General features: G+C 66.5%; 22 protein-coding genes and 1 riboswitch. Of the genes, 5 read left to right on the forward strand and 17 right to left on the reverse strand.

The genetic code is table 11. The features are described 5' to 3' along the window. Positions 1–77: 77 nt before the first annotated feature. Genes VN11_RS17900 through VN11_RS17920 form a run of 5 tightly spaced genes read right to left on the reverse strand, consistent with a single transcriptional unit; the run spans position 78 to position 3,030 of the window. Entirely contained in the window at positions 78–797 is a 720-nt protein-coding gene (locus VN11_RS17900) for an energy transducer TonB (RefSeq protein WP_053450716.1), read from the reverse strand. Further along, entirely contained in the window at positions 794–1,219 is a 426-nt protein-coding gene (gene exbD / locus VN11_RS17905) for a TonB system transport protein ExbD (protein ID WP_053450717.1), read from the reverse strand. The genes VN11_RS17900 and exbD overlap by 4 nt, the downstream gene beginning before the upstream one ends. A gap of 9 nt (positions 1,220–1,228) precedes the next feature. Then, positions 1,229–1,957 carry a tonB-system energizer ExbB gene (gene exbB, locus VN11_RS17910; protein ID WP_053450718.1) on the reverse strand — a complete coding sequence of 243 codons (729 nt, stop codon included), beginning with the start codon at positions 1,955–1,957 and terminating at the stop codon, positions 1,229–1,231. Beyond that, a complete protein-coding gene (locus VN11_RS17915) occupies positions 1,944–2,411 on the reverse strand; it encodes a YbaN family protein (protein ID WP_053451376.1) in 468 nt (155 codons plus the stop codon). The genes exbB and VN11_RS17915 overlap by 14 nt, the downstream gene beginning before the upstream one ends. Positions 2,412–2,442: 31 nt before the next feature. Further along, positions 2,443–3,030 (reverse strand): biliverdin-producing heme oxygenase, encoded by a 588-nt coding sequence (locus VN11_RS17920; RefSeq protein ID WP_008267425.1) that lies wholly within the window; start codon positions 3,028–3,030, stop codon positions 2,443–2,445. A gap of 106 nt (positions 3,031–3,136) precedes the next feature. On the opposite strand from VN11_RS17920, the gene VN11_RS17925 reads away from it, so the two are divergent. Continuing rightward, positions 3,137–3,394, forward strand: coding sequence for a DUF2789 domain-containing protein (locus VN11_RS17925; protein ID WP_053451377.1), 258 nt, complete (start codon positions 3,137–3,139; stop codon positions 3,392–3,394). A 103-nt stretch (positions 3,395–3,497) separates the two neighbouring features. On the opposite strand, the gene VN11_RS17930 is transcribed toward VN11_RS17925, so the two are convergent. The 5 genes from VN11_RS17930 to VN11_RS17950 form a co-directional block, all read right to left on the reverse strand. Continuing rightward, positions 3,498–6,416, reverse strand: a complete 2,919-nt coding sequence (locus tag VN11_RS17930) for a TonB-dependent receptor (RefSeq protein WP_053450719.1) — start codon at positions 6,414–6,416, stop codon at positions 3,498–3,500. Between the two features lie 178 nt (positions 6,417–6,594). After that, positions 6,595–7,527: a FecR family protein gene (locus VN11_RS17935; protein WP_053450720.1), complete on the reverse strand. Its 933-nt coding sequence runs from the start codon at positions 7,525–7,527 to the stop codon at positions 6,595–6,597. Between the two features lie 104 nt (positions 7,528–7,631). Further along, positions 7,632–8,132 (reverse strand): RNA polymerase sigma factor, encoded by a 501-nt coding sequence (locus tag VN11_RS17940; protein ID WP_049456982.1) that lies wholly within the window; start codon positions 8,130–8,132, stop codon positions 7,632–7,634. An 86-nt stretch (positions 8,133–8,218) separates the two neighbouring features. Then, positions 8,219–8,695, reverse strand: a complete 477-nt coding sequence (locus VN11_RS17945) for a hypothetical protein (protein WP_053450721.1) — start codon at positions 8,693–8,695, stop codon at positions 8,219–8,221. After that, positions 8,695–9,186, reverse strand: a complete 492-nt coding sequence (locus VN11_RS17950; protein WP_053450722.1) for a hypothetical protein — start codon at positions 9,184–9,186, stop codon at positions 8,695–8,697. Before VN11_RS17950 ends, VN11_RS17945 begins: the two co-directional genes overlap by 1 nt. A 185-nt stretch (positions 9,187–9,371) precedes the next feature. On the opposite strand from VN11_RS17950, the gene ppa reads away from it, so the two are divergent. Both ppa and VN11_RS17960 read left to right on the forward strand, forming a co-directional pair. After that, positions 9,372–9,908, forward strand: a complete 537-nt coding sequence (ppa, locus tag VN11_RS17955) for an inorganic diphosphatase (RefSeq protein ID WP_005410935.1) — start codon at positions 9,372–9,374, stop codon at positions 9,906–9,908. Between the two features lie 151 nt (positions 9,909–10,059). Further along, the gene (locus VN11_RS17960; RefSeq protein WP_053450723.1) at positions 10,060–11,181 is read left to right on the forward strand and encodes an HDOD domain-containing protein; all 1,122 of its coding nucleotides are present in this window, start codon (positions 10,060–10,062) and stop codon (positions 11,179–11,181) included. Between the two features lie 60 nt (positions 11,182–11,241). Here the strand turns inward: VN11_RS17960 and VN11_RS17965 are convergent, their stop codons facing one another. The 6 genes from VN11_RS17965 to thiC form a co-directional block, all read right to left on the reverse strand. Next, on the reverse strand, positions 11,242–11,451 hold the full coding sequence (locus VN11_RS17965) for a hypothetical protein (RefSeq protein ID WP_010483987.1): 210 nt from the start codon (positions 11,449–11,451) through the stop codon (positions 11,242–11,244). A 170-nt stretch (positions 11,452–11,621) separates the two neighbouring features. After that, on the reverse strand, positions 11,622–14,504 hold the full coding sequence (locus VN11_RS17970) for a TonB-dependent receptor (RefSeq protein WP_053450724.1): 2,883 nt from the start codon (positions 14,502–14,504) through the stop codon (positions 11,622–11,624). A 49-nt stretch (positions 14,505–14,553) separates the two neighbouring features. After that, complete coding sequence (locus VN11_RS17975) at positions 14,554–15,453, reverse strand: helix-turn-helix transcriptional regulator (RefSeq protein ID WP_049456953.1); 900 nt, start codon at positions 15,451–15,453, stop codon at positions 14,554–14,556. Positions 15,454–15,568: 115 nt separating this feature from the next. Beyond that, complete coding sequence (locus VN11_RS17980; protein WP_053450725.1) at positions 15,569–17,896, reverse strand: winged helix-turn-helix domain-containing protein; 2,328 nt, start codon at positions 17,894–17,896, stop codon at positions 15,569–15,571. Between the two features lie 259 nt (positions 17,897–18,155). Further along, positions 18,156–18,827, reverse strand: coding sequence for an ion channel (locus tag VN11_RS17985; RefSeq protein ID WP_050413344.1), 672 nt, complete (start codon positions 18,825–18,827; stop codon positions 18,156–18,158). 93 nt (positions 18,828–18,920) lie between these two features. Next, positions 18,921–20,765 (reverse strand): phosphomethylpyrimidine synthase ThiC, encoded by a 1,845-nt coding sequence (thiC, locus tag VN11_RS17990; protein WP_053450726.1) that lies wholly within the window; start codon positions 20,763–20,765, stop codon positions 18,921–18,923. An 82-nt stretch (positions 20,766–20,847) separates the two neighbouring features. After that, positions 20,848–20,949: riboswitch (TPP riboswitch) on the reverse strand. Positions 20,950–21,195: 246 nt separating this feature from the next. On the opposite strand from thiC, the gene VN11_RS17995 reads away from it, so the two are divergent. Then, positions 21,196–22,773 carry a BCCT family transporter gene (locus tag VN11_RS17995; protein ID WP_008267394.1) on the forward strand — a complete coding sequence of 526 codons (1,578 nt, stop codon included), beginning with the start codon at positions 21,196–21,198 and terminating at the stop codon, positions 22,771–22,773. Positions 22,774–23,390: 617 nt separating this feature from the next. Here the strand turns inward: VN11_RS17995 and ggt are convergent. Then, positions 23,391–25,109: a gamma-glutamyltransferase gene (gene ggt / locus VN11_RS18000; RefSeq protein ID WP_053450727.1), complete on the reverse strand. Its 1,719-nt coding sequence runs from the start codon at positions 25,107–25,109 to the stop codon at positions 23,391–23,393. Positions 25,110–25,797: 688 nt separating this feature from the next. On the opposite strand from ggt, the gene ilvC reads away from it, so the two are divergent. After that, positions 25,798–26,772 (forward strand): ketol-acid reductoisomerase, encoded by a 975-nt coding sequence (ilvC, locus tag VN11_RS18005; protein ID WP_008265163.1) that lies wholly within the window; start codon positions 25,798–25,800, stop codon positions 26,770–26,772. The last annotated feature ends 11 nt before the right edge of the window (positions 26,773–26,783 follow it).

Raw genomic sequence — 26,783 nt, forward strand, 5'->3', positions numbered from 1 at the left:
GCTTTTGGCCCGCACCGCAAGAGCAGTCGAGCAAGCTCGACTCTACGGCTCCGACCGCTTGCTCAAGCAACGGCTGGTCAGCGCCCGCGCAGGAAGAACGACACCGGCACCATCACCTGCACCGGGTCGCCGGCCACTTCGGCCGGCGGCGCCGGTACCGGGCTGGCGCGCTGCACGGTATCGAGCGTCTCCTGGTCGAGCAGTTCGAAGCCGCTGCTGCGGCCCAGCTTCAGGCCCGACACTGCACCGTCGCGGGCGACCGCGAAACGCACAAAGACCACGCCCTGCTGGCGCAGGCGCTCGGCCTGGCGCGGATAGCGGCGGTGCTTCTGCAGGTGCCCAAGCAGGCGTCCTTCCCAGGTCGCCTCCGCGCGACTGCGCTCACCGGCGGTGGTCTGCGGTGCGGTATAACGCGCGGCGGCGTCAGCGGCCACCTGCGGCGGTGCGCTGGTCTGCGCGACATTGGCGTCGGCGGTCTCCGGCGAGGGCGTTGGTTCCGGTGCTTTGGGCGGAGGCAGATCGCCCTGTGGCTGCACGGGTGCTTTCGGCTGCTCGCGCACGGCCGGCGTCGGCGCCTGCCGCTGCTGTTGCTGCTGCAGCGGCCCAGTGGCCACCTCGCGCGGCGGTACCGGCGGTGCCTGGGCGATCGGCGCCAGTTCCAGCATCAGCGCCGCAGGCGGGGCGGCGGCGGCCAGCGCCGGCGCGCGCGCCGCCCACCAGCAGGCCGCGCCGATCAGCAGTGCGTGCACCAGCAGCACGATCGCCAGGCTGGTCGCCCAGCGCCGCAGTCCGCTCATCGCGCGCCCTGCTCCAGCCCGACCAGTGCCACCTTCAGATATCCGGCAGCGCGCAGCGCGTCCAGGGTCGCCATCAGTTCGCCATAAGGCACATGGGTATCGGCGCGCAGGAAGATGCGCTGTCCGCTGTCATCATGGGTCGCGGCCTTCAGTGCAGCCGCCAGCCCATCGCGCGCCACCGGGTGCTCGCCCACCCGCAGCGACAGGTCGGCCTGCACGGTCACATACACCGGCGCCTGTTCCGGCGGCGTGGCGCTGGCGCTGCTGGCCGGCAGCTGTACCGGCACCGACACGGTCGCCAGCGGCGCGGCCACCATGAAGATGATCAGCAGCACCAGCATCACGTCGATGAAGGGCGTGACGTTGATCTCGTGCGCTTCTTCCGGCGCGTCATCGCGGTCGGATGCGGTCCTGATTGCCATCGCCGCGCCTCAGTGCACCGCGCGCAGCGGTGTCGCTGCAGCACGCGGCACGGCACGATCAAGATCACGCGACACCAGCTGCTGCACGGCCGCGGACAGATCACCGAGCAGGCCGCGCAGGCTGGCCAGCACGCGGCTGAAATGGTTGTAGACCAGCACCGCGGGAATCGCCGCGACCAGGCCGAGCGCGGTGGCCAGCAAGGCCTCGGCGATGCCCGGCGCGACCACCGCCAGGTTGGTGGTGTTGCTGTGGGCGATGCCGATGAAGCTGTTCATGATGCCCCACACCGTGCCGAACAGACCCACGAACGGCGCCACCGCGCCGATGCTGGCGAGCACGCCGATGCCCCGTCGCTGCAGGCGCGCGGTCTCCAGCTCGATGCGGTCAAGGCGCGACGCGACGCGTTCCTTGATGCCGTCGCGGCTGTCCAGATCCTGCGACAGACGCAGTTCGGTGCGTGCGGCCTCCAGCATGGCCAGCGCGGTCCCCTGCTGCGCGCTGGCCTCCGCGCTTTCGGCCGGCAGGCTTGGCGCCTGCAGCAACAGCGCGCGCGCCGCACGCAGCTGGCGGGCCTGCCGGGCCAGCTCCCAGCCCTTGGCCAGCAGCACGGTCCAGGTAGCCAGCGATGCCAGCGCAAGCGCGATCATCACGCTCTTCACCACCACGTCGGCGGCCAGGTACATGCCCCAGGGCGTCAGTGCAGGGGCAGCCACGGGGGCCAGGTCAGCAGGCAGCATCGTCTCGGTTTCCATCAGCATCAGGGGTCGCGGCACGGCGGCGGGCCGAGCGCGGATCATTGGCATCGTCCACTTCCACCAGAGGCGTGGGCTCCAGCCGCGGTGCCGGGCGGCTGAGCACGTAGCCGGCGCTGACCGCGAAGAACAGGCCCACGCCCAGCAGCAGGCGCCACGACGGGTGCGCCCCCCAGCAGAACAGCGCGAAGCCCACCGCCATGCCGGCGCTGGCAAAAGCCTTGCCCTTGCGCGAGACCGCACCCTGCTCGCGCCACAGCCGCAGCGACGGGCCATAGCGCGGATGCGCCAGCAGGCGCTGCTCGAACTTCGGTGAGCTGCGCGCGAAGCAGCCCACCGCCAGGATCAGGAAGATGGTGGTCGGCATCACCGGCAGCAGCGCGCCGATCACACCGAGCCCGACCATCACCCAACCCAGCGCGAACCAGAGCCAGCGCATCAGCGCGGTGCCCGCAGGCGGCAGGCGTACATCAGGCGAATTCCACTTCAACGTGGCCATGCACGCTGCGGAACGCGGCGTCGGCCGCATCGATCACCTGTTGTTCCTGCTCGGCACTCAATGGCACCGCGTCCAGTGCAGCGGTGAACTCACGCCAATGGCGCGCGGCGCCATCCGGGTGCGCGGCAAGGTGTCGGGCGCCGAAGTCGCGATCCAGTCCCAGCTTGGCCGCCATCTTGTACAGGATGGTGCCGCCGAGGTTGGAGCCTTCGGCCACGTACAGCCAGCCCAGCGCCGCCGGCAGTGGGAGGTCGGCCGGCAGCGCGGCGATGTCCGCACCCGGCAGGGTCTGTTCCAGGTCCTGCAGGTCGCGTGACACCTGCTTCAGGCGACGGCGCTCGCCGAGGTCCGGCAGCAGTGCGTCCAGCGCAGGATTGGCATACAGCGCGTCGATGCTGCGGTGGAAGCGGTACTGCACGCGCAGGAAGCGGGCGAAGTTGCTGCGGTCGGCGAAGATGTCGCCGGCCATGATGCGCTTGTCGAGCGCGCCGTGACTGTCGCGGGTGGCGGCCTTGAGCCGCAAGCTGCGGCTGTCTTCAGGGGCGATGTGTGCGTTCATGGGGGATGCCAAGGGGGTCGTCGTGCTGTAGACGTTCGCCGCGGGGCTTTCCCCAAGGCCGTGTGCACCGATAATGGACCATCCCTTCTTCCCGCAGGAACCGATGATGATCACCACCGAACCGCGCATGACCAACCTGTTCCTGCAGCTCGGACTGGATGCCAGCGCCGAGGGCATCGCCCGTTTCATCCGCGATCACCAGCTGGCCGCCGATGTGGAGGTGGTCGAAGCACCGTACTGGAACGACGCCCAGCGCCAGTTCCTGTCCGAGTCGCTGCAGGCCGATGCGGCGTGGAGCACGGTGGTGGATGAGCTGAACGAATCGCTGCACGAAGACGCGGTGAAGGCCGCGACCGGTCTGTAAGCACGCGATGGGGAGCGCCGGGCATGGCCCGGCGCTCCCCGTTACACCGCAGGACCGGTGCGGACCAGGGTCCGCACCCACCGAAGGCGTACTGCGCAGTCGATCAGTACTTCCAGGTCAACGCCAGGCGCGAGGTGCGGCCCGGGGCCGGCATCACGCCCAGCGCCAGCGGATCCAGGTAGTAGCGGTCGGTCAGGTTGTCCACGCCCGCTTCCACGGACAGCTGGTCGTTGAAGCTCCAGCTGGCAAACAGGTCGACCAGGGTGGTCGGCCGGTACAGCTGCTGGATCGCCGACAGGCCGACGTTCCATTCCTTGTCCAGCTTGCTGATCGGGCCGGCGTTGTGCACCACGCGGGTGCCGAAGGTCAGGCGCTCGTCGAACAGGCGCGAACCCAGGGTCAGGTTGACCATGTAGCGCGGCGGGTTCTGCGTGTTGGTGTAGGAGCCTTCGAAGCCGCCATCGACGCAGTCCGGCGTGCCGGCCAGCTCCGCGTTCTTGCGCTGTTCGCCATACGCGCGGCGCTCGGCGGCGATATCCGGCGCACAGGTCTTGGCCTTGAAGTAGTAGTGCGCGGACAGATCGGCAAACAGCTTGCCGCTGTCATAGCTGGACTGGAACTCCATGCCCGATACCTTGAACCGGTCGACGTTGCGGATCAGGCCGGCCGACAGCGTGCGGTAGTCGCGGGTGATCAGGTCGTCGATGCGGGTATCGAAGTAGGCCAGCTTAAGCGCCAGGCGGTCGCCGGCGGTGAACAGGTCGTAGCGGATGGTGCTGGCACCGATTTCCCAGCTGCGCGCACGCTCCGGCTTCAGTTCACCCACCGGCTTGGCAGCGGTGAACAGGCCCAGCGTGGTCTCGAACAGGCTTGGCAGCTTGGTGCCTTCGGCGTACTTCACGTAGACCATGGTGTCTTCGCTGAAGCGGTAGGCCACGCTGGCAGTCGGCGAGAACGCACTGTCGCGGCGGCGGATCGGCTGCGACCAGCTCCAGCTGACCGGCACTTCCAGGTCCTGCGCCTTGCCCGCGTCGTAGAAGTTCCAGCCACCGATGTCGGCCACCGTGCCCTTCTTGTACGGCGAGGCCAGCAGCGATTCCTGGGTGAAGTTGCCGTTGGCATCCGGATACCAGTTCAGCAGCGCGATGCGCTTGGCCCGCCACGACGGCAGCGCCGGGTTGCCGTTGAGCAGCTCGGTGTAGCGGTACTGGCCCTGCACCTCGTAGGCGTCGGGCGTGGCCAGGCGGTTGCGGTCATGCACATCCACGCGGTTCCAGCGGCCACCGGCCAGCAGCTCCCAATGCTCGTCGGGCTGCCACTTCAGCGACGCCACTGCGCTGTATTCCTTGCGCTCGGCATTGCGCAGGAAGCGGTTGTTGACCAGATCGTCGTGCATGACCGGCCCGGAGCTGCCCGGCGCGATGTCTTCATCGCTGTAGGACAGGCCGTAGTCGAGCGTGAACGCACCCGCCTGCGTATCGAACCTCGAGGTGTTGCTGGCGTCCAGGCCGAAGCGCTTCTGCCGCAGCGGATTGCGGTAGGCATCCTTGTAGCCCGGGTCGCCACTGAAGCTGGGCGCGTCATACCACTCGGTGCGGCGGTCGAAATACCACGGCGTGATGCCGGTCAGGCTGTTGTACATCACGCTGTCGGTATCGGTGTAGGTGGCATTGACGCGCAGGTCGACCAGCTCGCTGTCCGGATTGAAGCGGTAGCGCAGGGTGTAGCTGTCCATGTCGACGTGGCCCGGATCCCACTGCGGGATGCGGTCACGATCAACGCGGATGATCTGCGAGGCCATGATCTCGCCGGCGGTGCCTTCGTAACGGCGGTAGCCCGCCTCAAGCGTCTGCGCGTCGTCGATGCGCCAGGTGCCCTTGAGCAGCGCCGACTTCGAGCGCGAGGAGGTGTTGAACACCTCGGTACGCGGCGGATTCAGCGGTGCCAGCGTGCGCCGGGTCTGCGGGAAGTCATCGTAGCCATGCTTGCCCGAGAAGTAGTTGCCCGTATCGCGGTAGGCGTAGGCGGCGACCAGGTCGAAGCGATCCCAATGGCCGGCGGCGGCGACGTTGAAGAACTGGTTGCCGGTAGCGCTGCGGTCGGTGCGCGGCGCAGCACTGTACGCCGGCAGGTTGTTGGCGCTGGCATTGGCCAGGCCACCACGCACGCGCACGCCGAAATCGCGGCCTTCGCGCAACACGTCACCGATCTTCAGCGTCTCCATCTCGACCACGCCGCCGATGCCGCCAGAGGCGTTGGCCTGCAGGCTGGGGCCCTTGGTGATGGTCAGGCTGGAGATCAGGTCCGGGTCCAGGTAGGTGCGCTGCGACTGGCCTGCATAGCCACGGTAGGTGTCGATGCTGGACTGGCCGCCGTCGATGATCACCGGCACGCGGCCCTGGCCCTGGATGCCGCGGATGTTGACGTCGAAGCCGTTGCCGACGCGCGGATCGCCGGCGGTGACACCGGCCACGCCCTTGACGATGTCGCCGTTGGATGTGCCGCGGAAGCGCTCCAGGTGCGTGCGGTTGAGCGTGGTGGTGGAGCCGACGCTGCGGTAGCTGTCGAGCAGGCGGGCTTCGTCGCTGGTCGCGCCGGCATCGACACGGTCGCCGGCCACGCTCAGCGTGTCGGTGACGATCACGCCATCGCCGGCCTGCGCCGGCGTCGCTGCTTCCAGCGTGACTGCATCGGCGCTGACCCGGCGTACCGCCAGGCCACTGCCCTGCAACAGCCGCTGCAGCGCGTCGTTGGCCGACAGGCTGCCGTTGACCGCACGCGAGGTCACGCCCTGGGCCAGCGTCGCCGGATAGACAACCTGGATGCCGGACTGGCGCATGTAGCTGCGCAGCGCTTCGTCCAGCGGCAGCGCCGGAATGTCGAAGCGCTGCACGGCGGCATGATCGCCGCGGGCGCTCTGCGCCAGCACGGACGGCGCGACGCTGGCCAGGCCTGCGGCCAGCAATGCGATGCACAGGCGGGACGGGCGCAGCACGCGGCCCGGACGATGGGAGTCGAACATGGGGGAACCTGTCAGGTAATCAGTGCCGCGGGCGCGGCGTCATCCGCAACACAGGCGGACACGGCGACGTACGTGGCGGCGGCGGGTACGTTCGCCGAGTAAGACGGATGGAAGCGCGACGACCCCAAGGGAGATTTGCGGAAGATGACGGGTGAAGGCATCCACGCATGGCGTGGATCTACTGGACGATGGCAACACCGAAGGGAAGACGGGTCACCTGCAGGCCGGCCGTTGCAGCCAGCGCATCCAGTGCCTGTTCCGGGCGATCGATGCGCAGCGCTGCACTCACCGCCGGCAGCCGCGAAAGGTCACCGCGCACGAAGGTCGGCCCGGCACGATAACGTCCCACCCAATGCACGGCATCGGCGACGCTGGCCTGCTCCAGCAGCAGTTCGCCCTGGCGCCACGCGCCTACGCTGTCCGCCGCCACGTCTTCCAAGCGGGCCACGCCACTGTGCTCGCCATAGACTGCGCGCTGGCCCACCTGCAGGTAGGTCCAGCCACCGTCGGCCGGGCTGGCCACCCGCACCCTGCCCTGCCCGACCTGGGTTTCCACCTGGCCATCGCCGCGCGCGACGGTGAACGCGGTCGAGATGTCCTCGACCACACCATTGCCCGCACGCACACTGAAACGCCGCTCTGCATCAGGCGTGACGTCGAACCAGGCGCGTCCGCGCAGCAGTTCGACCTGGCGTGCATGCGCGTCGAAGTGCACGGCGATCGCGCTGTCCGCATCCAGCACTGCACGGCTGCCGTCGGGCAGTTGCACGTCCTGCACCACGTGCGTGCTGCGATGATCGGCCTGCAGGCGCAGCCAGGCTTCCGGCCAGGCCACCAGCATCGCCAGTGCGGCCGCGGCAGCCATCGCCCAGCGCAGTCGCCGCGACCGCGGCCGCTGCACCGGCCTGGCCTGCGGACGCGGCCCGATGCTGCGCCACAGCGCGCGCTCGTGTTCGAAGGCCCGGCGGTGCTCCGGCTGGGCCAGCCAGCGTTCGAACTCGTGCATCCGCGCCTCGCCGACGTCGCCCGACGCCAGCCACGCGATCCAGCCCCGGGCCTGTTCGGCCAGGGCATCGTCATTGGCGGCGGGCAGCATGTTCGGCGGGCTCATCGGCTGGCGGACAGGCGCATTCAAGCGCGGGCAGGGGAACTAGACCGCATCCACGGTCCAGTGATCAAGACGTTCCAGCGAAGGGCAACCCCAAGATCGGACGGTCATCGACCGCTGCGCGCCCAGGCCAGGCGTTGCAGCGCAGTGCGCACATGGTTCTCGACGGTGGTGACCGACACGCCGAGGCGGCGCGCGATCTCGGCCTGGGTCAGGCCCTGCAGGCGGTTGAGCCGGAAGATGCTGCGCGTCGGTTCCGGCAGGTGGCCTGCCGCATCCAGCACGCGCTGCAGTTCGTCCTGCGCCATGGCCTGCTCCTCGGTCGAGATCACCTCGTCCGGCCCCCACAGATAGTGGTCCGCCAGCAGGCGGTTGCGGCGGGTCGATTCACGACCGTGGTCGGTGGCCAGGTTGGCGGCCAGCCGGTACAGGTAGGCGCGCGGGTTGTCGATGGCCTGGCTGTCGTCGACCCCACGCGCCTTGAACCACACCGCCTGGATCACGTCCTCGGCGCCGCCGTCGCTCCCCAGGATGCGTTGGACGCGGCGCAGCAGCGCTGACCGCTCGCGGATCAGCAGTTCGGTGAGGGTGGCGGCATTGGAGGACATGCGCGGAGCCGGTACCACGGACAAGAAGGCGTCGCGCATGCTACTCCGTTAATGCGAATCAGTCACGTTTGCATTCCTGGCGACTCTCACAGGCAGTCGGTCAGCCCGTCGTAGACGCTCGTACGGGTTCCAGGCAGCAAGGCATGCAGCGCGTCATGTCCGGATCCGACGCCCCATACCTCCAACAGTTCGTCCAGCCGGGTTCCTGCAGCCAGAGGCACCGCGCAGGCATAGCGGCCGACATCGGCATCGATCTGCCCGGTCTGCCGGACCCAGGTCGAGCTTCCCGAAAAGGTCCAGACGCAACCGGCAACCACGCCGGTGGATTGTTGTACCGAGCAGCGCAGGCGCATCGCCCTGAGGTTGTAGTACTCCCCCTCGCAGAAGGTATCGCCACAGACGTCGTCAAAGCCGCGCACCAGCTGACGCTCGGCTGCGAGGAAACGCGCGTGGCCGGCGCCCGGTGCGGGGTAGTCACGGGCATCCACGTAGAGCGGACCTGCCTGCACGGCCCCCGCCATCAACAGCGCGCAGGCCAGCCAACGTGCCTTGAACCCGCCCATCAGCCGTCCCTCCGCGCATTCCGTATGCAGTGGGGAAGCTCGTCGAACAGGCCGTGATCGAGCCCTGGCAGGGAGGCCGCCAGGCCACCCGGTGCGTCCAGCGCGGCATGGAAAGCCTCAACCGGCACCCCCGGATGCAACTCCACCGGACAGACCCAGCGGCCATTGTCGACGCGAATCTCGCCACTGTCGGCCTGTACCGCCAGCTCACTGGCGGCAATGACCCAGGCACATCGCTGCACGGTGCCGCGATGGGCCAGTACGGCACAACGAAACTCCAGTACCTGGTAATTGCTGTACTGCCCTTCACACCAGGTATCGGCGCAGCGCGCGTCGAACTCCCTCGTCAGCGCCGCCTCCAGGCCATAGGCGCGCTCCCAGTTGGCCTCCGGTCGCGGATAGTCGATCAGATCGACGTGCAGGCCTCGGGCAGGCGCCGGCAGGGACATCAGCAGCAGCACGACGGCGGTGAATCGGGCATGCCAGGACATGGGCAGCACTCCTCGGAGATGGGGGTCCAGCCTGCGCCGCCCGCGCCGGGTTCCCCATCAGCCAAACCCCGGGCGGTCCGTAGGGACGCCCCGCGCGGTGCCGTGGGCTGCCCTCCCCTGCACAGCGCCCGGCAAAGGCATAAAATGGTCAGCTATCCGTCTACACCCCCCACCTGGAGCACACCATGGGTCTGGAACTCGTCTCGCCCGGCAAGAACCCGCCGGAAGAAATCAACGTCATCATCGAGATCCCGAAGGACTCGGAGCCGGTGAAGTACGAAGTGGACAAGGAAACCGGCGCGATCTTCGTCGACCGCATCCTGTCCACCCCGATGCGCTACCCGTGCAACTACGGCTACGTGCCGAGCACCCTGTGTGGCGATGGCGACCCGGCCGACGTGCTGGTGGTGCTGCCGCTGCCGCTGGTGCCGGGCTCGGTGGTGCGCTGCCGTCCGGTCGGCGTGCTGAAGATGAGCGACGAGGCAGGCAGCGACGAGAAGATCCTGGCCGTGCCGGTCTCGAAGATCTTCAGCGGCTACGCCCACGTTGAAGACATCGCCCAGGTGTCCAGCCACTGGCTGGAGCGCATCGGCCACTTCTTCGAGCACTACAAGGACCTGGAAAAGGGCAAGTGGGTCAAGCTCGACGGCTGGGGCGGCGCCGCCGAGGCCAAGCAGATCCTGATCGAGGCGCACCAGCGCCACCTCGACAGCAAGGCCTGAGCCTGAACCGGATCGCTCCGGCATGCCCTGCCGGAGCGATGCGGGTCACGTTTCACGACGACGGCACATCACTCTTGCTGCCGTATTAGGTAAATTGCGTCACTTCACACGTCGTCGACATCCATCGTCGAGACAGCCAGGGGAATGTGTCGTGCGTATTCTGCTTGTTGGGGATGCAGCCAGCCTGCCGGCCGAGCTGACCGAATTCATTGCCGATCTTGGGGAAGACTGGCAACCATTGACCGCCTCCGATGGCCAGGCTGCGATGACCGCGGTCGCCACGCAGGGCGTGGACGCGGTGATCGTCTGCCCGCAGCTGCCGGACCTCAATGCCACCACGCTGCTGGGCCAGATCCGGACCCTGCGCCCGGAAACCATCCGCATCGCGCTGGTGGATGCCCTGCATGGCAACCGTCCGCCGCCGGCACGCCTGATCGGTGTCGCCCATCGCTTCCTGCCGTTGCCGTTGGCGCCGGAAGTGCTGCTGGAAGCGCTGACCAGCCTGGAAGAGCTGCGCGAGGTGCTGGACAGCCCACGCCTGCGCGATGCCATCGGCCGCATCGAGAAGCTGCCATCGCCGCCGCACCTGTACCTGAGCCTGACCCAGGCGCTGGAGCACGACGACGATGCCGACAGCGCTGACGTCGCCAAGCTGGTCGCCGCCGATCCGGCCATCGCCGCCAAGGTGCTGCAGTTGTCGAACTCGGCGTTCTTCAGCCAGGGCCGCACCATCTCCGACCTGCGCACCGCGGTGACCCGGCTGGGCCTGGCCACGCTGCGCGACCTGGTGCTGGCCAGCGAAGTGTTTTCGGCACCGACGCTGTCGACCGCCGAACGCAATTCGCTGCAGCAGCGCGCCCTGCTTGCCTCGCGGCTGGCCGCACGCCTGCTGCCCGAATCCAGCGCCGAACTGGGCGCGACCGCCGCGCTGCTGGCCGACATCGGCCTGCTGCTGCCCGGTGTGCGCAACGAACGTTCCGAACCGTCGCTGGCGGGAGACACGCGCCCCGGCCACGCCGAGGCGGGCGCCTATCTGCTGGGCCTGTGGGGCCTGCCGATGCCGATCATCGAAGCGGTGGCCTTCCACCTGCAGCCGCAGCGCGCCAATACGCGCAGCTTCTGGGTGACCGGTGCGGTGCACGTGGCATTGGCCCTGGTCAACGGCGATCCGGTGGACGAGGACTACCTGCAGCGCGCGGGCGTGCTCAACAAGCTGCCGCAATGGCGCGAGCACGCCAACGCCTTGATGGGGCTGGTACCCAGCGAAGTCTGAGCCGCCCTTGCAACCCAGCGAATCTCAAGGGGCGCGCCTCACGGCGCGCCCTTTCCTGCATCAACGCGCGCCGCAGGCATCCTGCACGCAGTGACGATACTGCAGATCACACAGCACCTTCGACTTGCCCGCAGCCAGGCATTCCTGGCGAAGCTCCTCGCAGTACAGCCCGCCCCCACAGACGCCACCGGTCTGGGCGAACACCGCACCCACCAATGTTGCATAGATCAGTGCAGCAGCAGACAGTTTGTGCAACAGCGTGCTCTTCATCGCTCTCTCCATGTGCAAGTGTCCGCAAGTGGACCCGTCAACTGTGTTGATTACGACACGGCAGGAACGTGATTTCGCTCACCTTCCAACATGTTTCGGAATTCCCCTACAAATAAAGAGGGCGGGCCTTGCGGCCCGCCCTCCCATTACTGCTGTCGCACTTCGATCGATCAGAAGCGCTGGGTGTACTTCATGTAGTAGAAGCGACCGATATCGAAGCCACCGTAGTAGGAGAAGCTCGAGTTCGGCTGGCTGTACATGACCGGGCCTTCGTGGTTGAACACGTTGTTGGCACCGAGCGAGACAGTGGCCTGCCACGGCAGGTTGTAACGCACCTGCACGTCGTGGAAGGTGTTCGAACCGACCTTTCGGCTCGGCTGGCCCAGGGTATAGGCCGAGGTGAAGTCAGGCAGGTTGCACTCGGTATCGTAGGAGCACGGCTCCTTCATGCCCGAGTAGTAACGCACGCCCCAGTTCACGCCCAGGTTGCCCAGGGTCCAGTCGACATTGAGGTTCGAACGGACGCGGAAGTTGGCACCCCAATCGCCGGTCGCCCAGCTGGTGTGCTGCTCGACCGGGGTTTCGGCCTCGTTGTCACGCTTGTACTCGAGGTAATCGACGTAGGTGGTCTTCCAGTCGATGACGAACTTGCCGAAGGAGAACTCCGGCAGGCGGTACTTGACGCCCAGGTCGTAACCTGCGGTTTCCTGGTAACCACCGTTGATCAGGGTACGGGTGACGTCGACCACCTGGTTGACGGTGCGGCCGTCGGTGCCGCGTTCGAAACGCTCACACGCCGACGCCACGCCCAGCACGTAGCACTGGTTGAGGATCGAGGTCACCGACTCGGCGGCGATCACGTTGTTGATGCGGATCTTCCACCAGTCCAGGCTGACGTCCAGGCCCTGCACGAAGTTCGGGCTGTACACCAGGCCTGCGGTCCAGGTCTTGGAGGTTTCCGGCTTCAGTTCCGGGTTGGAGCCCGACTCGAAGGCGCTGTAGGACTGGGTGCCCGGGCCGGTCGACTGCGCACCGCCGGAGGTGATCTGGCGGAAGTTGGCCGGAACGCCGCCCGCCTGGCAGGCTGCGGCAACCGACGGGTTGCGCGCGGCCGAGCCGAAGCTGCTGTCGCACGGATCGGTGTAGGCGTCGAAGGTCTGCGACGTGCCACCGTACATGTTGGAGATGCTCGGGGCGCGGAAGCCGGTCGAGTAGGTCGCACGCACCAGCAGGTCGTCGATCGGCTTCCACTTCAGGCCGAACTTGCTGTTGATGGTGTCACCGAAGGTGTTGTAGTCCGAGTAGCGGCCGGCCATGTCGAGCGACAGCTCCTTGGCGAACGGCATGTCGGCCAGCACCGGCACGTTCAGTTCGACGTAGAACTCGTCGAGCTTGTAGCTGCCCTTGGTCGGCTTGCCAGCCAGGTCGGTGCTCAGGCCCGACTGCAGCAGCGCATCCGGGTTGTACTCGCCGCTTTCTTCGCGGTGCTCGTAACCGGCCGCGATGGCCAGCTCACCGGCCGGCAGCGAGAACAGCGAGCCACCGATGTTGGCGCTGTAGGCCTTGGTGGTGTTGGTGTAGGTATCGTGGCTCGGCAGGTACAGGTAGGCCTGCAGGGCCGGATCGGCCAGCGAGCCGTTGCCGGTCGAGCCGTACGGTGCCAGCGGGTTCCACGGGGTGCAGCCGGCGATGACGTGGCCCGGGGTGCCGCAACGGGCAACGTCGCCGTCCATGAAGGACGGGCCGACCGCATTCTGCACGTTCGGGATGAACAGGTTGCCGGTGCCGGTCTTCACGCCCTTGTTCTGGTTGTAGACGTAACCCACGTCCCAGTCCCAGAACTTGTCGCCGAACTCGAACGAACCTTCCAGGCCGGCCGAGAAGCGGAAGGTCTCCTGCTCGGATTCGGTCTGACGCGGCACTTCGGAGGTACGACGGATGAATTCCGCGTCCTTGCCCAGCGGGTTGTAGATGCTGTCGGCCGACAGCGGGGTGCCGTAGACCTCGGACTGGTACGGGTAGCCGGCGATCTGCTGGGTGGCCGTACGCTTGGTGTACAGCACGTTCGCGGTGGCGCGGATGTTGTCGGTCAGGTCGTAGTTGCCATTGGCGAACACCGAACGACGGGTCAGCTTGTTCTGCAGCCACATTTCCTGGCTGGCATTGGTGTAGTCAGCCGTGCCGAACTCGCGGAAATCGGCCATGGTGTTGCCCGAGCCGTTGTTGCCGCGGGTGTACCAGACGTCGTCGTTCGCGTCCTTCGGGGTGCCCATGTCATCAATCAGCACGCCGTGGTTGGACGCCGGCGACCAGCCGTTGGCATCCGAATCGGTCGGGTTCGGGTGGAAGCGACCGTTCGGGTAGCGGCTGAAGGAACGATCCTTCGCCCAGACCGGATCTTCCTTGCTGTACTCGGCACCGAAGGTGATCGAGCCGCGCTCACCGGTCTGGCCGTAGACGAAGTTGTAGACCTGCTTCTCGCCGTCGCCCTGGCCGTACTGGCCGCCGTAGACGCTGGCTTCCAGGCCGTCGAAGTTCTTGCGGGTGATGATGTTGATCACGCCGGCGATGGCGTCGGAGCCGTAGATCGCCGAGGCGCCGTCGGTCAGCACTTCAATGCGCTCGACCACCGAGGTCGGGATGGCAGCCAGGTCGGTGTAGCCGCCGGTGCTGACGCCCATGCGCTTGCCGTCCAACAGCACCAGGGTGCGCTCCGGGCCCAGGCCGCGCAGGTCGACGTACTGGCCGCCCACTTCTTCGCCCGAGGTCAGGGCGTCGGCACGGCTGATGGCCGGCGAACCGGTCGCCGACAGGTTCTGCACGATATCGCCGACGCTGGTGAAGCCCTGCTTCTCGATGTCGGCGCGCTGCAGCGCGATCACGGGCTGCGCGGTTTCCATGCTCGCCTGGCGGATGCGCGAGCCGGTGACCGAAATGCGGTCCAGGTCGGTCGTGGCCTTCGCTTCCTGGGCGGAAGCAAAGGCCGGCGCCAGCGCCAGCGCGATGCCGGCGGGCAGCAGGCCGAGCCGCACTGCGGGATTACAAACGTTCATCTATCTCTCCAAGGTACGTGTTAGCAGCGTGTTAAAACACCCCAGCACGTTACGATTGCGTTGCGACGCTGTATTTGCGCGACCCAACCAGAGACTTTGCAGAATGTGGCGGCAGAACCCCGCCGTTTTCGCGGAAGCGCGAAGCGGATTGGCCATAGCGGGCGCGGAAGGCGCGGGCGAAGCTGCAGCAGTTGTCGAATCCGCTGGCTGCGGCAACCTCACCCACCATCATGTCGGTGTCACGCAGCAGATCGGCGGCCCGTTCCAGGCGCAACCGTGCCGAAAGCGACTGAGGACTCTCTTCGTAGAGGCTCTGGAAGGTCTTGGAGAGATACCAGCTGGAGAAGTTGGTCAGCTCGGCCAACTCACCGATGCGCACCACGCGATGGCTGTTGCCCTCCAGGTACAGCCTTGCGCGCTGCATGCGCCCGAACACCTGCCGCTTGCGGCTGCGCGAGCGCCCCGGGCAGCGCTGCACGTTCTCGGCCAGGCCCCGCTGCAGGCTTGCCAGATGCAGCAGCAGCGGCCTCAGTGCATGCGCCGGCTGGCCACTGGCCAGCGCATCGCGCCACAGCCGCAGGCCCACCCGGGCGTCGCTGCGGTTAAGGCGGCCACGACCGGCATACAGGCCACAGTCGGCCATCTCGGTCAGCACCCGCAGCGCTTCGACGTTCAGGTTCAGGCCCACGCACAACCCGTTGCGGCCGGCCTGTACCAGCGGCCGGGACTCCTTCTCGAATGCGATCCACTCGCCCTGGCGCAGCCGGAAGCGACCTTCCTTGGCTTCGACCCAGGAACTGCCACGCACCTGCATCCAGACCGTGAAGCTGCTTCCCGCCGTCTGCAGGCTGCCCAGCCGGGCGACGCCCAGGCAGGTCGGCGTACCTTCATCGAGGGACTTGTCGAGAGAGACGGTTTGGCCGCGATCGGCCAGCGAGAGTTGACGCATGGGGGCACCACGGATTTGCCTAGTACAGGCCTCCGTTTTGCCCAATCGGGCGGCAGCGCGTCAGGAAAGTCTGCCGAGATCGCCACGAATTCGCGGCGAGAACGGCACGAAAAAATTACGAAGAAAAATTCTTCTTGAAAATCAAAATCCTGGAGAACGCCGGAAACAGCGTCGGCGCCGGCGGAGGCAGCTGCATGACGCCGATGTCGGCACCATCGCTCACGGCCAGGGCCACGTACAGATCACGACCATCGGCGCTGGCACTGATCCCGTTGCCCGCGCTGAGCCGTTGTGCATCCAGGCAACGCTCCGGGGCCTCGACACCGGCCTCGATGCGGACCAGGGTCGTGCCACACCGGGTAGAGGTTCCCAGGTAGCCGACAGCGCCACTGCCGGCGACCGTCCAGGTGCGATAGCGCCAGCGGCTCGGCCGGTCCTCGCTGATCTGGCGCACGCTGGCCGACGACAGCGCCGGATCGACCGACCACAGCCCGCCAGCCGCCAGCCGCGTGAACAGCACCCGCCCGCTGCCACGATCGAAACGGGCCTGCGATACCCCCTCGATGCTGGCCAGCCGGCGCCAGGGCTGGGTGCTGCGATCGAACAGGCTCAACCGGGTGCGCTGGTCCGCATCGCGTTCAACCACCAGCAGCTGGTCCTCGGTTGCACCGTACAGGGCCTGCAGCGGCTGCTCCGCCGGCACCGGCAGTGCCTGCAGGCGCTCATCACGCGGTGAGATCTCGTAGATCACCGTGCGTCCGTGTTCATCGCGCCCCACCACCAGCAGGTGACGGCTGTCGGCGGCCCAGTCCGGTGCCTGCCGCCCCTCTGGCCGCAGGCCCTCGATCGGCCGCAACGAGTCCGGCCGCTGCATGTCGGCCCACCACAGGGCGAAACTGCCCGAACGATCAGAGGTGAAGACCAGCTGCCGGCCGTCAGGCGCCGCCATCGGCTGGCCATCGCGGCCACTGGAAGCGAACAGGCGCTGCGCGCTGCCGCCATCGGTCGGCACCTTGAACACACCGAACTGCGCACGGCGGTGAACGAACGCCAGCACCCCGCCATGCCGCGACACCGCCGGCCACTGCGCATCGTCCAGGCCGGCATCACGCAGCGTGCGGCGTTCAACGTCGAGGTAGTACAGGCGCACTTCGCTGTCGACACGCCGCCCGAACACGATGGTGCGGCCATCATCGACCCACGCCCAGCCCCGCTGCTCGGCCGCTTCATTGGTCAGCTGCTCCGGGACGCCGCCACTGGCCGGCATCCGCCACAGGTCGCCCATCTGCGGATTGCGCACGAACACCAGCCACTTGCCGTCCGGCGAGTAGCGCGGCGCATAGTCGAAGTCGTCCGCATCAACGCTGTAGTCCAGGGCATTCCACTGACCACTGGCCAGGTCCAGCACCCGGATGCCGCGATGCGCATACCGCCCGACCATGCTGCCGAATACCAGCCCTCGGCCGTCGGGGGTCCAGTCGAAACTGAGCAGTTCGGTGCCGTCACAGCGTGTCGCCTGGCGCAGCGCGCCGCCCGTAGCGCTGGCAATCAGCACCTGGCAGCCGCCTTCGGCGCTGAACCGTGCAAAGGCGATCTCGCGGCCATCCGGCGACCAGCTGGGAAAACGATCGCTGGCGCCCACCGGGGGGGCCAGCAACTGGCGCGCGGGCGCATTGCCCGAGGTCTGCACCTTGATCGCTCCGCCGCCCTTGCCATCCTCGTTGGCACCTTCGTAGGCGACCTGCGAACCATCGGGAGAGAGTGTTGGATAGGTCTCAAAACCACTGGTCGCGGTAATCAGCCGGTAGGGCCGCTGCGGGCTGCCGATCACGCGGACACCGTTCTCGACAGCCGCATCCACCGGCGAACTCGCCACCGGGGCCCGGCGCAGCAGCAGCATCGTCAGCACGATCACCGCCGCCAGCATCAACAGGCCTGCCACCAGCAGCACCTTGCGCCGGACCTGGCGCCAGGTCCGGCGCAGGCCCGGTGCCGGCACCGCGATGCCGACGGGAACCACGCCTGCGGCGCCTGCCAGCGCCAGCGGCGGATCGGCGATCTCACCGATCTCCATCGCAGGCTCGGGCGCTTCCAGCACCTGGACCGGAACCAGCAGCCGGTAGCCGCTCTTGGCGATGGTCTCGATATAGGCCTGGCCGTTGTCGTCGTCGTTGGCAAATGCCTTGCGCAGCTGCGTGACCGCCTGGGTCAACACGTCGTTGGTCGGCAGCGTGTCAGGCCACACTTCGGCAAACAGCTCCTCGCGGGTGACCACCCGGCCTGGCTGCCGCAGCAGCACGCGCAGCACACCCAGCGCCTTCGGTGTCAGCCGGCGTGGACGACGCGCACCCGCAACTTCGACCTCTCGCGAGGACAAAGTGACGACGCATTCGCCAACCTGGATGCGGTCGGCCTCGGGCGGCTGTGTTTCGCTGCTGTTCATTTTCCGATATACAGTAGGGACGGGCCTGGGCAGGTTTCACCAGCGATACCGTCCCCATGCAGGGACAACAAAAAGCCAGATTCCGCACAAAGCATCGGCGCATACCGCAAAAACAATTACGCGTACCGATATTAGCCTAAGCCGGTTACCCCGCCTATGACGGGGTCGACACTCAGGCTCTCTCTCGCCGACGCATTCACATAATCTGCATCACCATTCGCGCCCCTGTGGGCGCGAAATTTTTATCTGGCGTTCATTTTCACATGCGCCGGAGCATCGTCAGTCCGACCAGTCGTGAAACCACCAGCGCGACATACATGACGCCCGCGAACTGTTCCAGCATGACCAGTGCCCGCGCCTGCGGATGCAGCGGCACCACATCGCTCAATCCGACCCCGGACAACAAGCTGAAGCTCAGATAAAGCAATTCCATCCAGCTGCGCTGCGGCCCCCCGCCCGTGCCCTGGAAACTGCCCGGGTACCACTGCTGGCAGACCGCGAACGCAAACGCGAACGCCCAGGCCAACAGCGTGAAAGTCGCGCCGGCCGCAAACAGCTCATCACGGGTGACTTTATGGTCCTGCAGCATGTAGGCGATCAGCGCACCGGCCGTGTAGAAGTACAGCAGGCTCTCCAGCAGCTGCGCCGTGGTCAGCAGCGCGCTGCGGTCCAGCAGGGCGCCGGCCAGCGAGAACACCACCGAGGGGATCGCCAGCAGCAGCGCCAGCCAGGTGCCCAGCGGACTGCGCTGCACCACCCACAGGGCAAGGCCAAGCACCGCCATCCCGAACATGCCCAGCGCCGCGCGGCCGGCGGCGGTGTCATCCAGCGCGGGATACAGCAGCACCGCCAGCAGTTGTGCACCCAGCAGCCAGGCCGAGGGATGGCGGCGGGCAATGGCCAGCCAGCGGGTGGTCATGGCAACAGGCATGGCGTCCTTTCCCCGGGGCGATGGGCGGAGGATAGCCGGACGCGGCGTGATGAGCGGTCGTGCCGGCTGCTGGCCGGCACGCCCCTTCGCGCATCACCCCTGGTGGTACACCTCGGCACCGGCGGCGCGGAATTGCTCCGACTTCTCCTTCATGCCGGCCTCGGCGTAGTCGCGCACGTCCTGGGTGATCTTCATCGAGCAGAAGTGCGGACCGCACATCGAACAGAAGTGGGCCAGCTTGTGCGCGTCCTTCGGCAGGGTCTCATCATGGAACTCCTTGGCCTTCTCCGGATCCAGGCCAAGGTGGAACTGGTCCTCCCAGCGGAACTCGAAACGCGCCTTGCTCAGCGCGTTGTCGCGCACCTGCGCGCCCGGGTGGCCCTTGGCCAGGTCGGCCGCATGCGCGGCGATGCGGTAGGCCATGATGCCGTCGCGCACGTCCTGGCGGTTGGGCAGGCCCAGGTGCTCCTTCGGCGTCACGTAGCAGAGCATGGCGGTGCCGAACCAGCCGATCATCGCCGCGCCGATCGCACTGGTGATGTGGTCGTAGCCGGGTGCGATGTCGGTGGTCAGCGGCCCCAGCGTGTAGAACGGCGCTTCGCCACACTCGCGCAGCTGCTTGTCCATGTTCTCCTTGATCAGCTGCATCGGCACGTGGCCGGGGCCTTCGATCATGGTCTGCACGTCGTGCTTCCAGGCAATCTTCGTCAGCTCGCCCAGCGTTTCCAGTTCACCGAACTGCGCTGCATCGTTGGCATCGGCGATGCAGCCCGGGCGCAGGCCGTCGCCCAGCGAGAAGGTCACGTCGTAGGCCTTCATGATCTCGCAGATTTCTTCGAAATGCGTGTAGAGGAAGTTCTCCCTGTGATGTGCCAGGCACCACTTGGCCATGATCGAACCACCACGGCTGACGATGCCGGTCACCCGCTTGGCGGTGAGCGGCACATAGCGCAGCAGCACGCCGGCATGGATGGTGAAGTAATCCACGCCCTGTTCGGCCTGCTCGATCAGCGTGTCGCGGAAGATCTCCCAGGTCAGCGCCTCGGCGCGGCCGTCGACCTTTTCAAGCGCCTGGTAGATCGGCACGGTGCCGATCGCCACCGGCGAGTTGCGGATGATCCACTCGCGGGTTTCGTGGATGTGCTTGCCGGTGGACAGGTCCATCACCGTGTCGCCGCCCCAGCGGATCGCCCACACCAGCTTCTCCACCTCCTCGGCGATGCCGGAGGACACCGCGCTGTTGCCGATGTTGGCGTTGATCTTGGTGAGGAAGTTGCGGCCGATGATCATCGGCTCGCTTTCCGGATGGTTGATGTTGTTGGGCAGCACCGCACGGCCGCGGGCGATCTCGTCGCGCACGAATTCCGGCGTGATGATCTTCTGGATCGATGCACCGAACGCCTCGCCGGGGTGCTGCTGCAGCAGGCCTGCATCGCGGATCGCATCCAGCCGCTGGTTCTCGCGGATGGCGACGAATTCCATTTCCGGCGTGATGATGCCGCGGCGTGCGTAATGCATCTGGGTGACGTTGGCGCCGGCACGTGCACGGCGCGGCAGGCTGCGTGCGGGGAAGCGCACCGCATCGAGCTTCGGGTCATGCTCGCGATCGCGACCGAAGGAAGAACTCAGGCCTTCGAGCTGCTCGGTGTCGCCACGCTCTTCCACCCAGCCGCGACGCAGCGCTGGCAAGCCAGCGGACAGATCGATGCGCACTTCCGGATCGGTGTACGGGCCCGACGTGTCGTAGACCGTGACCGGTGCATTCTGTTCGCCACCGAACAGCGTCGGCGTGCGGGTCAGCGCGATCTCGCGCATCGGCACCTGCAGGTCCGGGCGCGAGCCGGGCACGTGGATCTTGCGCGAGCCGGGAATGGGCCGGGTCACGGATTCGGAGAGTTGCTGGGCCTGTTGCTGCAGGGCAGAGAGCTGTGCGTTCATCGGGCATCGTCCAGGAAGGTCAGGGACGAAGCGGCGGCGCACTGCCGCCACGCGCGGACGGTCCCTGGGCGGAGTCCGGGCATGGCAACATTGCAAAGCTTCCCTACGCCGGTATGAGCCGGATCAGGTTCCAAGGGACTGTCTCAACCGTGGCCGTTTGGCCGCGGTACCCCCGCTTCTTGCTGCGCATTAGAGCATAGAAAGCACTGCAGCTCATGACCGTTGCAGCCGCGCATCGCGTGGATTCGTTGTTTCTGTACTAACAGAGCCGTGACATCGCGTTCAGTAACGTGCACGTCCGTCGCATTCCAGCGACCGATGCTTCCTTCGCCGCCGACGCGGCCCCTGCCCGGCTCGCGCTGCACGCCGCCGGCCCCTCGCTGCAAGCTCTGCTCGCTCCCCTCAATCCCTTGATCGGAGAAGCTCCTTCATGGTGTTTCGCATTTCCATCGCACTGGTGCTCGTCCTGGTGCTGCTGGCTGGCTTCGCGCCCGGCCCGTTCAATACCGTCGTCCAGTCGGTACTCGCCGATGTCATCCGCAGTGTCGGTTGGCTCTATCTTCTGGTCGTGTTCCTGGCGCTGACCTTCCTGATGTACCTGGCCTTCGGTCGTTTCGGCAACCTGCGCATCGGCGGTGAAGATGCCGAACCGGAGTTCTCGCGCGCCAGCTGGATGTCGATGCTGTTCGCCGCAGGCATGGGCATCGGCCTGGTGTTCTGGGGCGCCGCCGAGCCGATTTCCCACTTCACCAAGCCACCGGAAGGCCTGGCCCCGCAGAGCATGGACGCGGCGCGGGCTTCGATGCGCTATGCATTCTTCCATTGGGGCCTGCACCCCTGGGCAATCTACGCGCTGATCGGCCTAGCGATGGCCTGGTTCCAGTTCAACCGCAACGGCCGCGGCCTGGTCAGCGACATGCTGCAGCCGATCATCGGCCGCCACCATCGCGGCTGGATCGGGCGCGTAGTCAACATTGCAGCGGTCGTTGCCACTGCGATTGGCGTGGCCACCACGCTGGGCTTCGGCACCATCCAGATCGCTGCCGGCATGGAGCGCGTGTTCGGCCTGCACGCGGGCGTGCCCCTGCAGCTGACCATCATCGCCATCGCGTTCGTGCTGTACATGGCGTCCACCGCCAGTGGCGTGGAGCGCGGAGTGAAGTGGCTGTCCAACTTCAACCTAGCGCTGGCCGCGCTGCTGGCCGCCACCGTACTGGTGCTGGGCCCGACCGGATTCATCTTCGATACGTTCACCACCACCCTGGGCTCGTACCTCAACCAGCTGGTGACGATGAGTCTGCGCATGTCGCCGTTCTCGGGCAGCACCTGGGTGGCGGACTGGACCATCTTCTACTGGGCGTGGTGGATTTCCTGGGCTCCGTTCGTCGGCTCGTTCATCGCGCGTATCTCGCGCGGACGCAGTGTCCGCGAGTTCGTCATCGGCGTGGTGCTGGCACCGACCGTGCTGGGCTTCTTCTGGTTCGCGGTGTTTGGCGGCACCGCGCTGTGGGCGCAGATCTTCGGCCATGCCGATCTGGTACAGGCACTGGGCAACGGCTATGAAACGGTGCTGTTCACCCTGTTTGACAGCATGCCGCTGCCCTTGCTGCTTTCCTGCATCGCGCTGGTGCTGCTGATGATCTTCTTCGTGACATCGGCCGATTCGGCGGTGCTGGTGCTGGCCAGCATGTCCACCGATGAAGCGGGCGATCCGCCGTTGAAGCGCAAGCTGGCCTGGGGCATCGCGGTGGCATTGATCGCAGCGGCGCTGCTGCTGGCGGGCGGCCTGGATGCGCTGCAGGGCATGATCACGATCGCGGCATTGCCATTTGCGCTGCTGATGGTGCTGGTGATGGTGTCGCTGTACCGGGTGCTGGACCAGGAGTACACGCGCGAGCGGCGGCAGGCACAGCGCCAGCGGCACATGATCGATGCGTGGATAGCGCGCGAGATGGCAGCGCAGGAAGAGACCCAGGCGGAGGCCGCACGCGCGCAGGATTCGGATTGAGGGTGTTTTGCAGCCTGCGGCTGCACCGCTTTTTTCAAGCAACGGCAACAGCAACTTCAACAGCGGCTCCGGATTGCTGCTGGTTTGGCGGGTCGGTGTGGGCTGGCAGGACACGCCGTAAACCCCCAGACCGGCCCAGCCGCTGGCGGCTGTGCGTTCGGGCGCTTGCGAAGCAGTGCTTCGCAAGCAAAGCGCCCTCACCCCTGGGGGCTCGATGGCGCCATCCATGGCGCCAACGGTCCTGCCCACCCACACCGCCCCACCCCCGACAGATTTCCGGTGACGGTGGTAGATCCACGCCATGCGTGGATGTTTTGTATCGGAAAACAAGATGGGGTCGGATCCGTTTTCCTTCGGAAAACGGATCCGACCCCAACCCACAGCGCGCGGCTGTTGCTGTTGCTTTTGATCTTCTTCTTTCTCTTCCTGCGGTGGCGGCCCTAGGAAACTGTCAGAGGCCGGGCGGGTGGGCTGGGCGGGGGTGTCAGCCGCATGGATGCGGCTGCCAAGCCTCCAGGGACGGATTCACGGCGTCCCCCGACCAGCCCACCCGCCCGGCCAAGCCCCGTATCACTGCCATCACCGCAGAGGGGGCTGCGCCCGTTGGCCGGGAAACCTCAGTACCCCGCCGCCTGCCCATCCTTGCGGCTCTCCGACGCACCGTAGTAAACCCCGGTGTCCGGATCACGCATGATCGCCTGGTACCCGCCATACGGGCCGTCGGCGAATACAATGCGATGCCCCTTGCGCATCAGCGCACGCACCGTCTCGTACGGGAATCCGGTTTCCAGATTCACCTCACCACCGTCGGTCATCGCCGTGGCCTGCCCGGTGGGTTCGGTCGAGCCCTCGTGCTGGATGCGCGGCGCATCACCGGCTTCCTGCAGGTTCATGCCGAAGTCCACCAGGTTCATCACGATCTGCGCGTGACCCTGCGGCTGCATCGCACCGCCCATGACGCCGAAGCTGGCGTAGGGCTTGCCGTCCTTGGTGATGAAGGCCGGGATGATGGTCTGGAACGGACGCTTGCCCGGTGCATAGCCGTTGGGATGATTCTTCTGCAGCACGAACATCTCGCCGCGATCCTGCAGGATGAAGCCCAGCCCTGGCGGCGCCATGCCGCTGCCCATGCCACGGTAATTGGACTGGATCAGCGACACCATCATGCCGTCGGCGTCGGCCACGGTCATGTAGATGGTGTCGCCCTCTTCCAGCTGTTTCGGTGTGCCCGGCTGCACTTCCTTCAACGCCTTGTCCATCGAGATCAGCGCGCGGCGCTGCGCGGCGTACTCCTTGGAAATCAGCTTCTGCACCGGCGCCGGCTGGAACGCCATGTCGGCGTAGAAACGCGCACGGTCGGCGAAGGCCAGCTTCTTCGCTTCCACGAACAGGTGCACGTGTTCCGGCGAGCCGAACGGAATCTTCGAGAAATCGTAGCCTTCCAGCACGTTGAGGATCTGCAGGGCGGCGATGCCCTGGCTGTTCGGCGGCAGTTCCCACACGTCGTAGCCGCGGTAGTTGCTGCTGACCGGCTCGACCCACTCACCGTGGTGGTCGGCCATGTCCTGGTAGCTCAGGTAACCACCATTGGCCTTGAAGTAATCGCCGATGGTGCGGGCGATATCACCCTTGTAGAAGGCGTCGCGCCCGCCATCGGCGATCTTCTGCAGGGTGCTGGCCAGGTTCGGGTTCTTCCACATCTCGCCCTTGCGCGGGGCGTGGCCGTTGATCGTGAACTGCTCCTTGAAGCCCGGGTACTGCGACAGCTTGGGCACCGAGCGATCCCAGTAGTAGGCGATCACTTCGGCCACCGGATGGCCCTCGCGGGCGTAGCGGATGGCCGGGGCCAGGTTGTCGGCCATCGGCGTGCGGCCGAAGCGCTCGTGCAGCGCGAACCAGCCGTCCACCGCGCCCGGTACCGACACCGGCAGCGGGCCAGTGGCCGGGATGTCCTTCAGGCCACGGCGCTGGAACTCGGCCAGGGTCAGCGACTTCGGCGAGCGGCCCGAACCGTTGTAGCCATACAGCTTCTGCGTCTTCGGGTCCCAGACGATGGCGAACAGGTCGCCGCCGATGCCGTTGCCCGTGGGCTCCATCAGGCCGAGTGCAGCGTTGGCGGCGATTGCCGCGTCCACCGCCGAGCCACCGCCCTTCATCACATCGAGTGCGATCTGGGTGGCCAGCGGCTGCGAGGTGGCCGCCATGGCGTGGGGCGCGATCACTTCCGAGCGGGTGGCGAAGGTGTGGCCGGTGATGCGGTCGGCGGCAGAGGACAGTGCGGGCACAGCGGCCAGCACGGCGGCGGCCAGCAGGGTACGGGCAAGACGTCGGGACACGGTCAGGTTCCGATGGAAGGGTGGTCCCCGATCTTCGCCGCTGCGGCCTTCACGCGGTATCGGGCAGAGGTCATGGGCGAAGGCCTTTGGTGGGTGCGGACCAAGGTCCGCACCCACCAAGGCGAATACAACCCGGAATCCGCGCAAAAACTGCCCTGAAAAGAGTGAATTCGGGTTCACCGAAACACTTTCAGCGGCAACCATCCTTGCGCCACAAGCGATTGCGCTGGATGCAGCGGAAACCGAAAAAAATTCTGTCGCGAGGGTTGACATCGCCAAAACGGCTGTGTTTCTCTCGATCACATGTTGCATCACAACACGCCACCGCGAACCCACATCGAAGCCGCCGACACCGGCGCCGCATCGCTGCGTTCGATTCTTGTGCTCGTACTTATTACCCAACCCACAGGTGCGGGACGAGCCAGCGTGTAAGCAACAAACACACCGGAACTCATCAAAAACCCGCACCCGCCCCGGTGCGGGTTTTTTCATTTCAGGACCTGGTTTCAGACGCAACCACCATGAACAACGCCACCTTCAAAACCAGGACCCACACCACCACGACGCCTTGTGGTAGCTGTGCCTGTGCGATGCGTGGCACCTCCTCCACCGCTTTCCCCTGACCGGCCGGCACGTCACCTCGACGACCGGCCGTTCTTTTTTCTTCCCACCGCAAGGAACCTCCCCCATGAGCACCAACGACCTGCCCCAGACCAAGATCGCCGTCATCGGCTACGGCAGCCAGGGCCGCGCCCACGCACTGAACCTGCGCGAATCCGGCTTCGACGTGGTGGTAGGCCTGCGTCCGGGCGGCCCGACCGAGGTCAAGGCGCAGGCCGACGGCTTCACCGTGAAAGCACCGGCCGAAGCGGTGAAGGACGCCGACCTGGTCGCCGTGCTGACCCCGGACATGGTGCAGAAGAAGCTCTACGACGACGTGCTGGCGCCGAACATGAAGCAGGGCGCGGTGCTGTTGTTCGCGCACGGCCTGAACGTGCACTTCGACATGATCAAGCCGCGCGAGGACCTGGACGTGGTGCTGGTCGCGCCGAAGGGCCCGGGCGCGCTGGTGCGCCGCGAGTATGAAATCGGCCGCGGCGTGCCGTGCATCTGGGCGGTCTACCAGGACAAGAGCGGCAAGGCCGCCGACTACGCCCTGGCCTATGCCGGTGGCCTGGGCGGCGCCCGCGCCAACCTGATCCAGACCACCTTCAAGGAAGAAACCGAGACCGATCTGTTCGGCGAACAGGCGGTGCTGTGCGGCGGCGCCTCGGCGCTGGTGCAGGCCGGTTTCGAGACCCTGGTCGAAGCCGGCTACCAGCCGGAGATCGCCTACTACGAAGTGCTGCACGAACTGAAGCTGATCGTCGACCTGTTCTACGAAGGCGGCATCTCGCGCATGCTGGAATTCATTTCCGAGACCGCGCAGTACGGCGACTACGTCAGCGGCCCGCGCGTGATCGACGCCGGCACCAAGGCGCGCATGAAGGAAGTGCTGAAGGACATCCAGGACGGCACCTTCACCAAGAACTGGGTGGCCGAGTACGAAGCGGGCCTGCCGAACTACAACAAGTTCAAGCAGGCCGACCTGGAGCACCCGATCGAAAAGGTGGGCAAGGAACTGCGCGCCAAGATGGTCTGGTTGCAAGGACAGGCCGCGTAACCGCGCGGCCC

This window comes from Stenotrophomonas maltophilia (assembly GCF_001274595.1).
Classification (GTDB): domain Bacteria; phylum Pseudomonadota; class Gammaproteobacteria; order Xanthomonadales; family Xanthomonadaceae; genus Stenotrophomonas; species Stenotrophomonas forensis.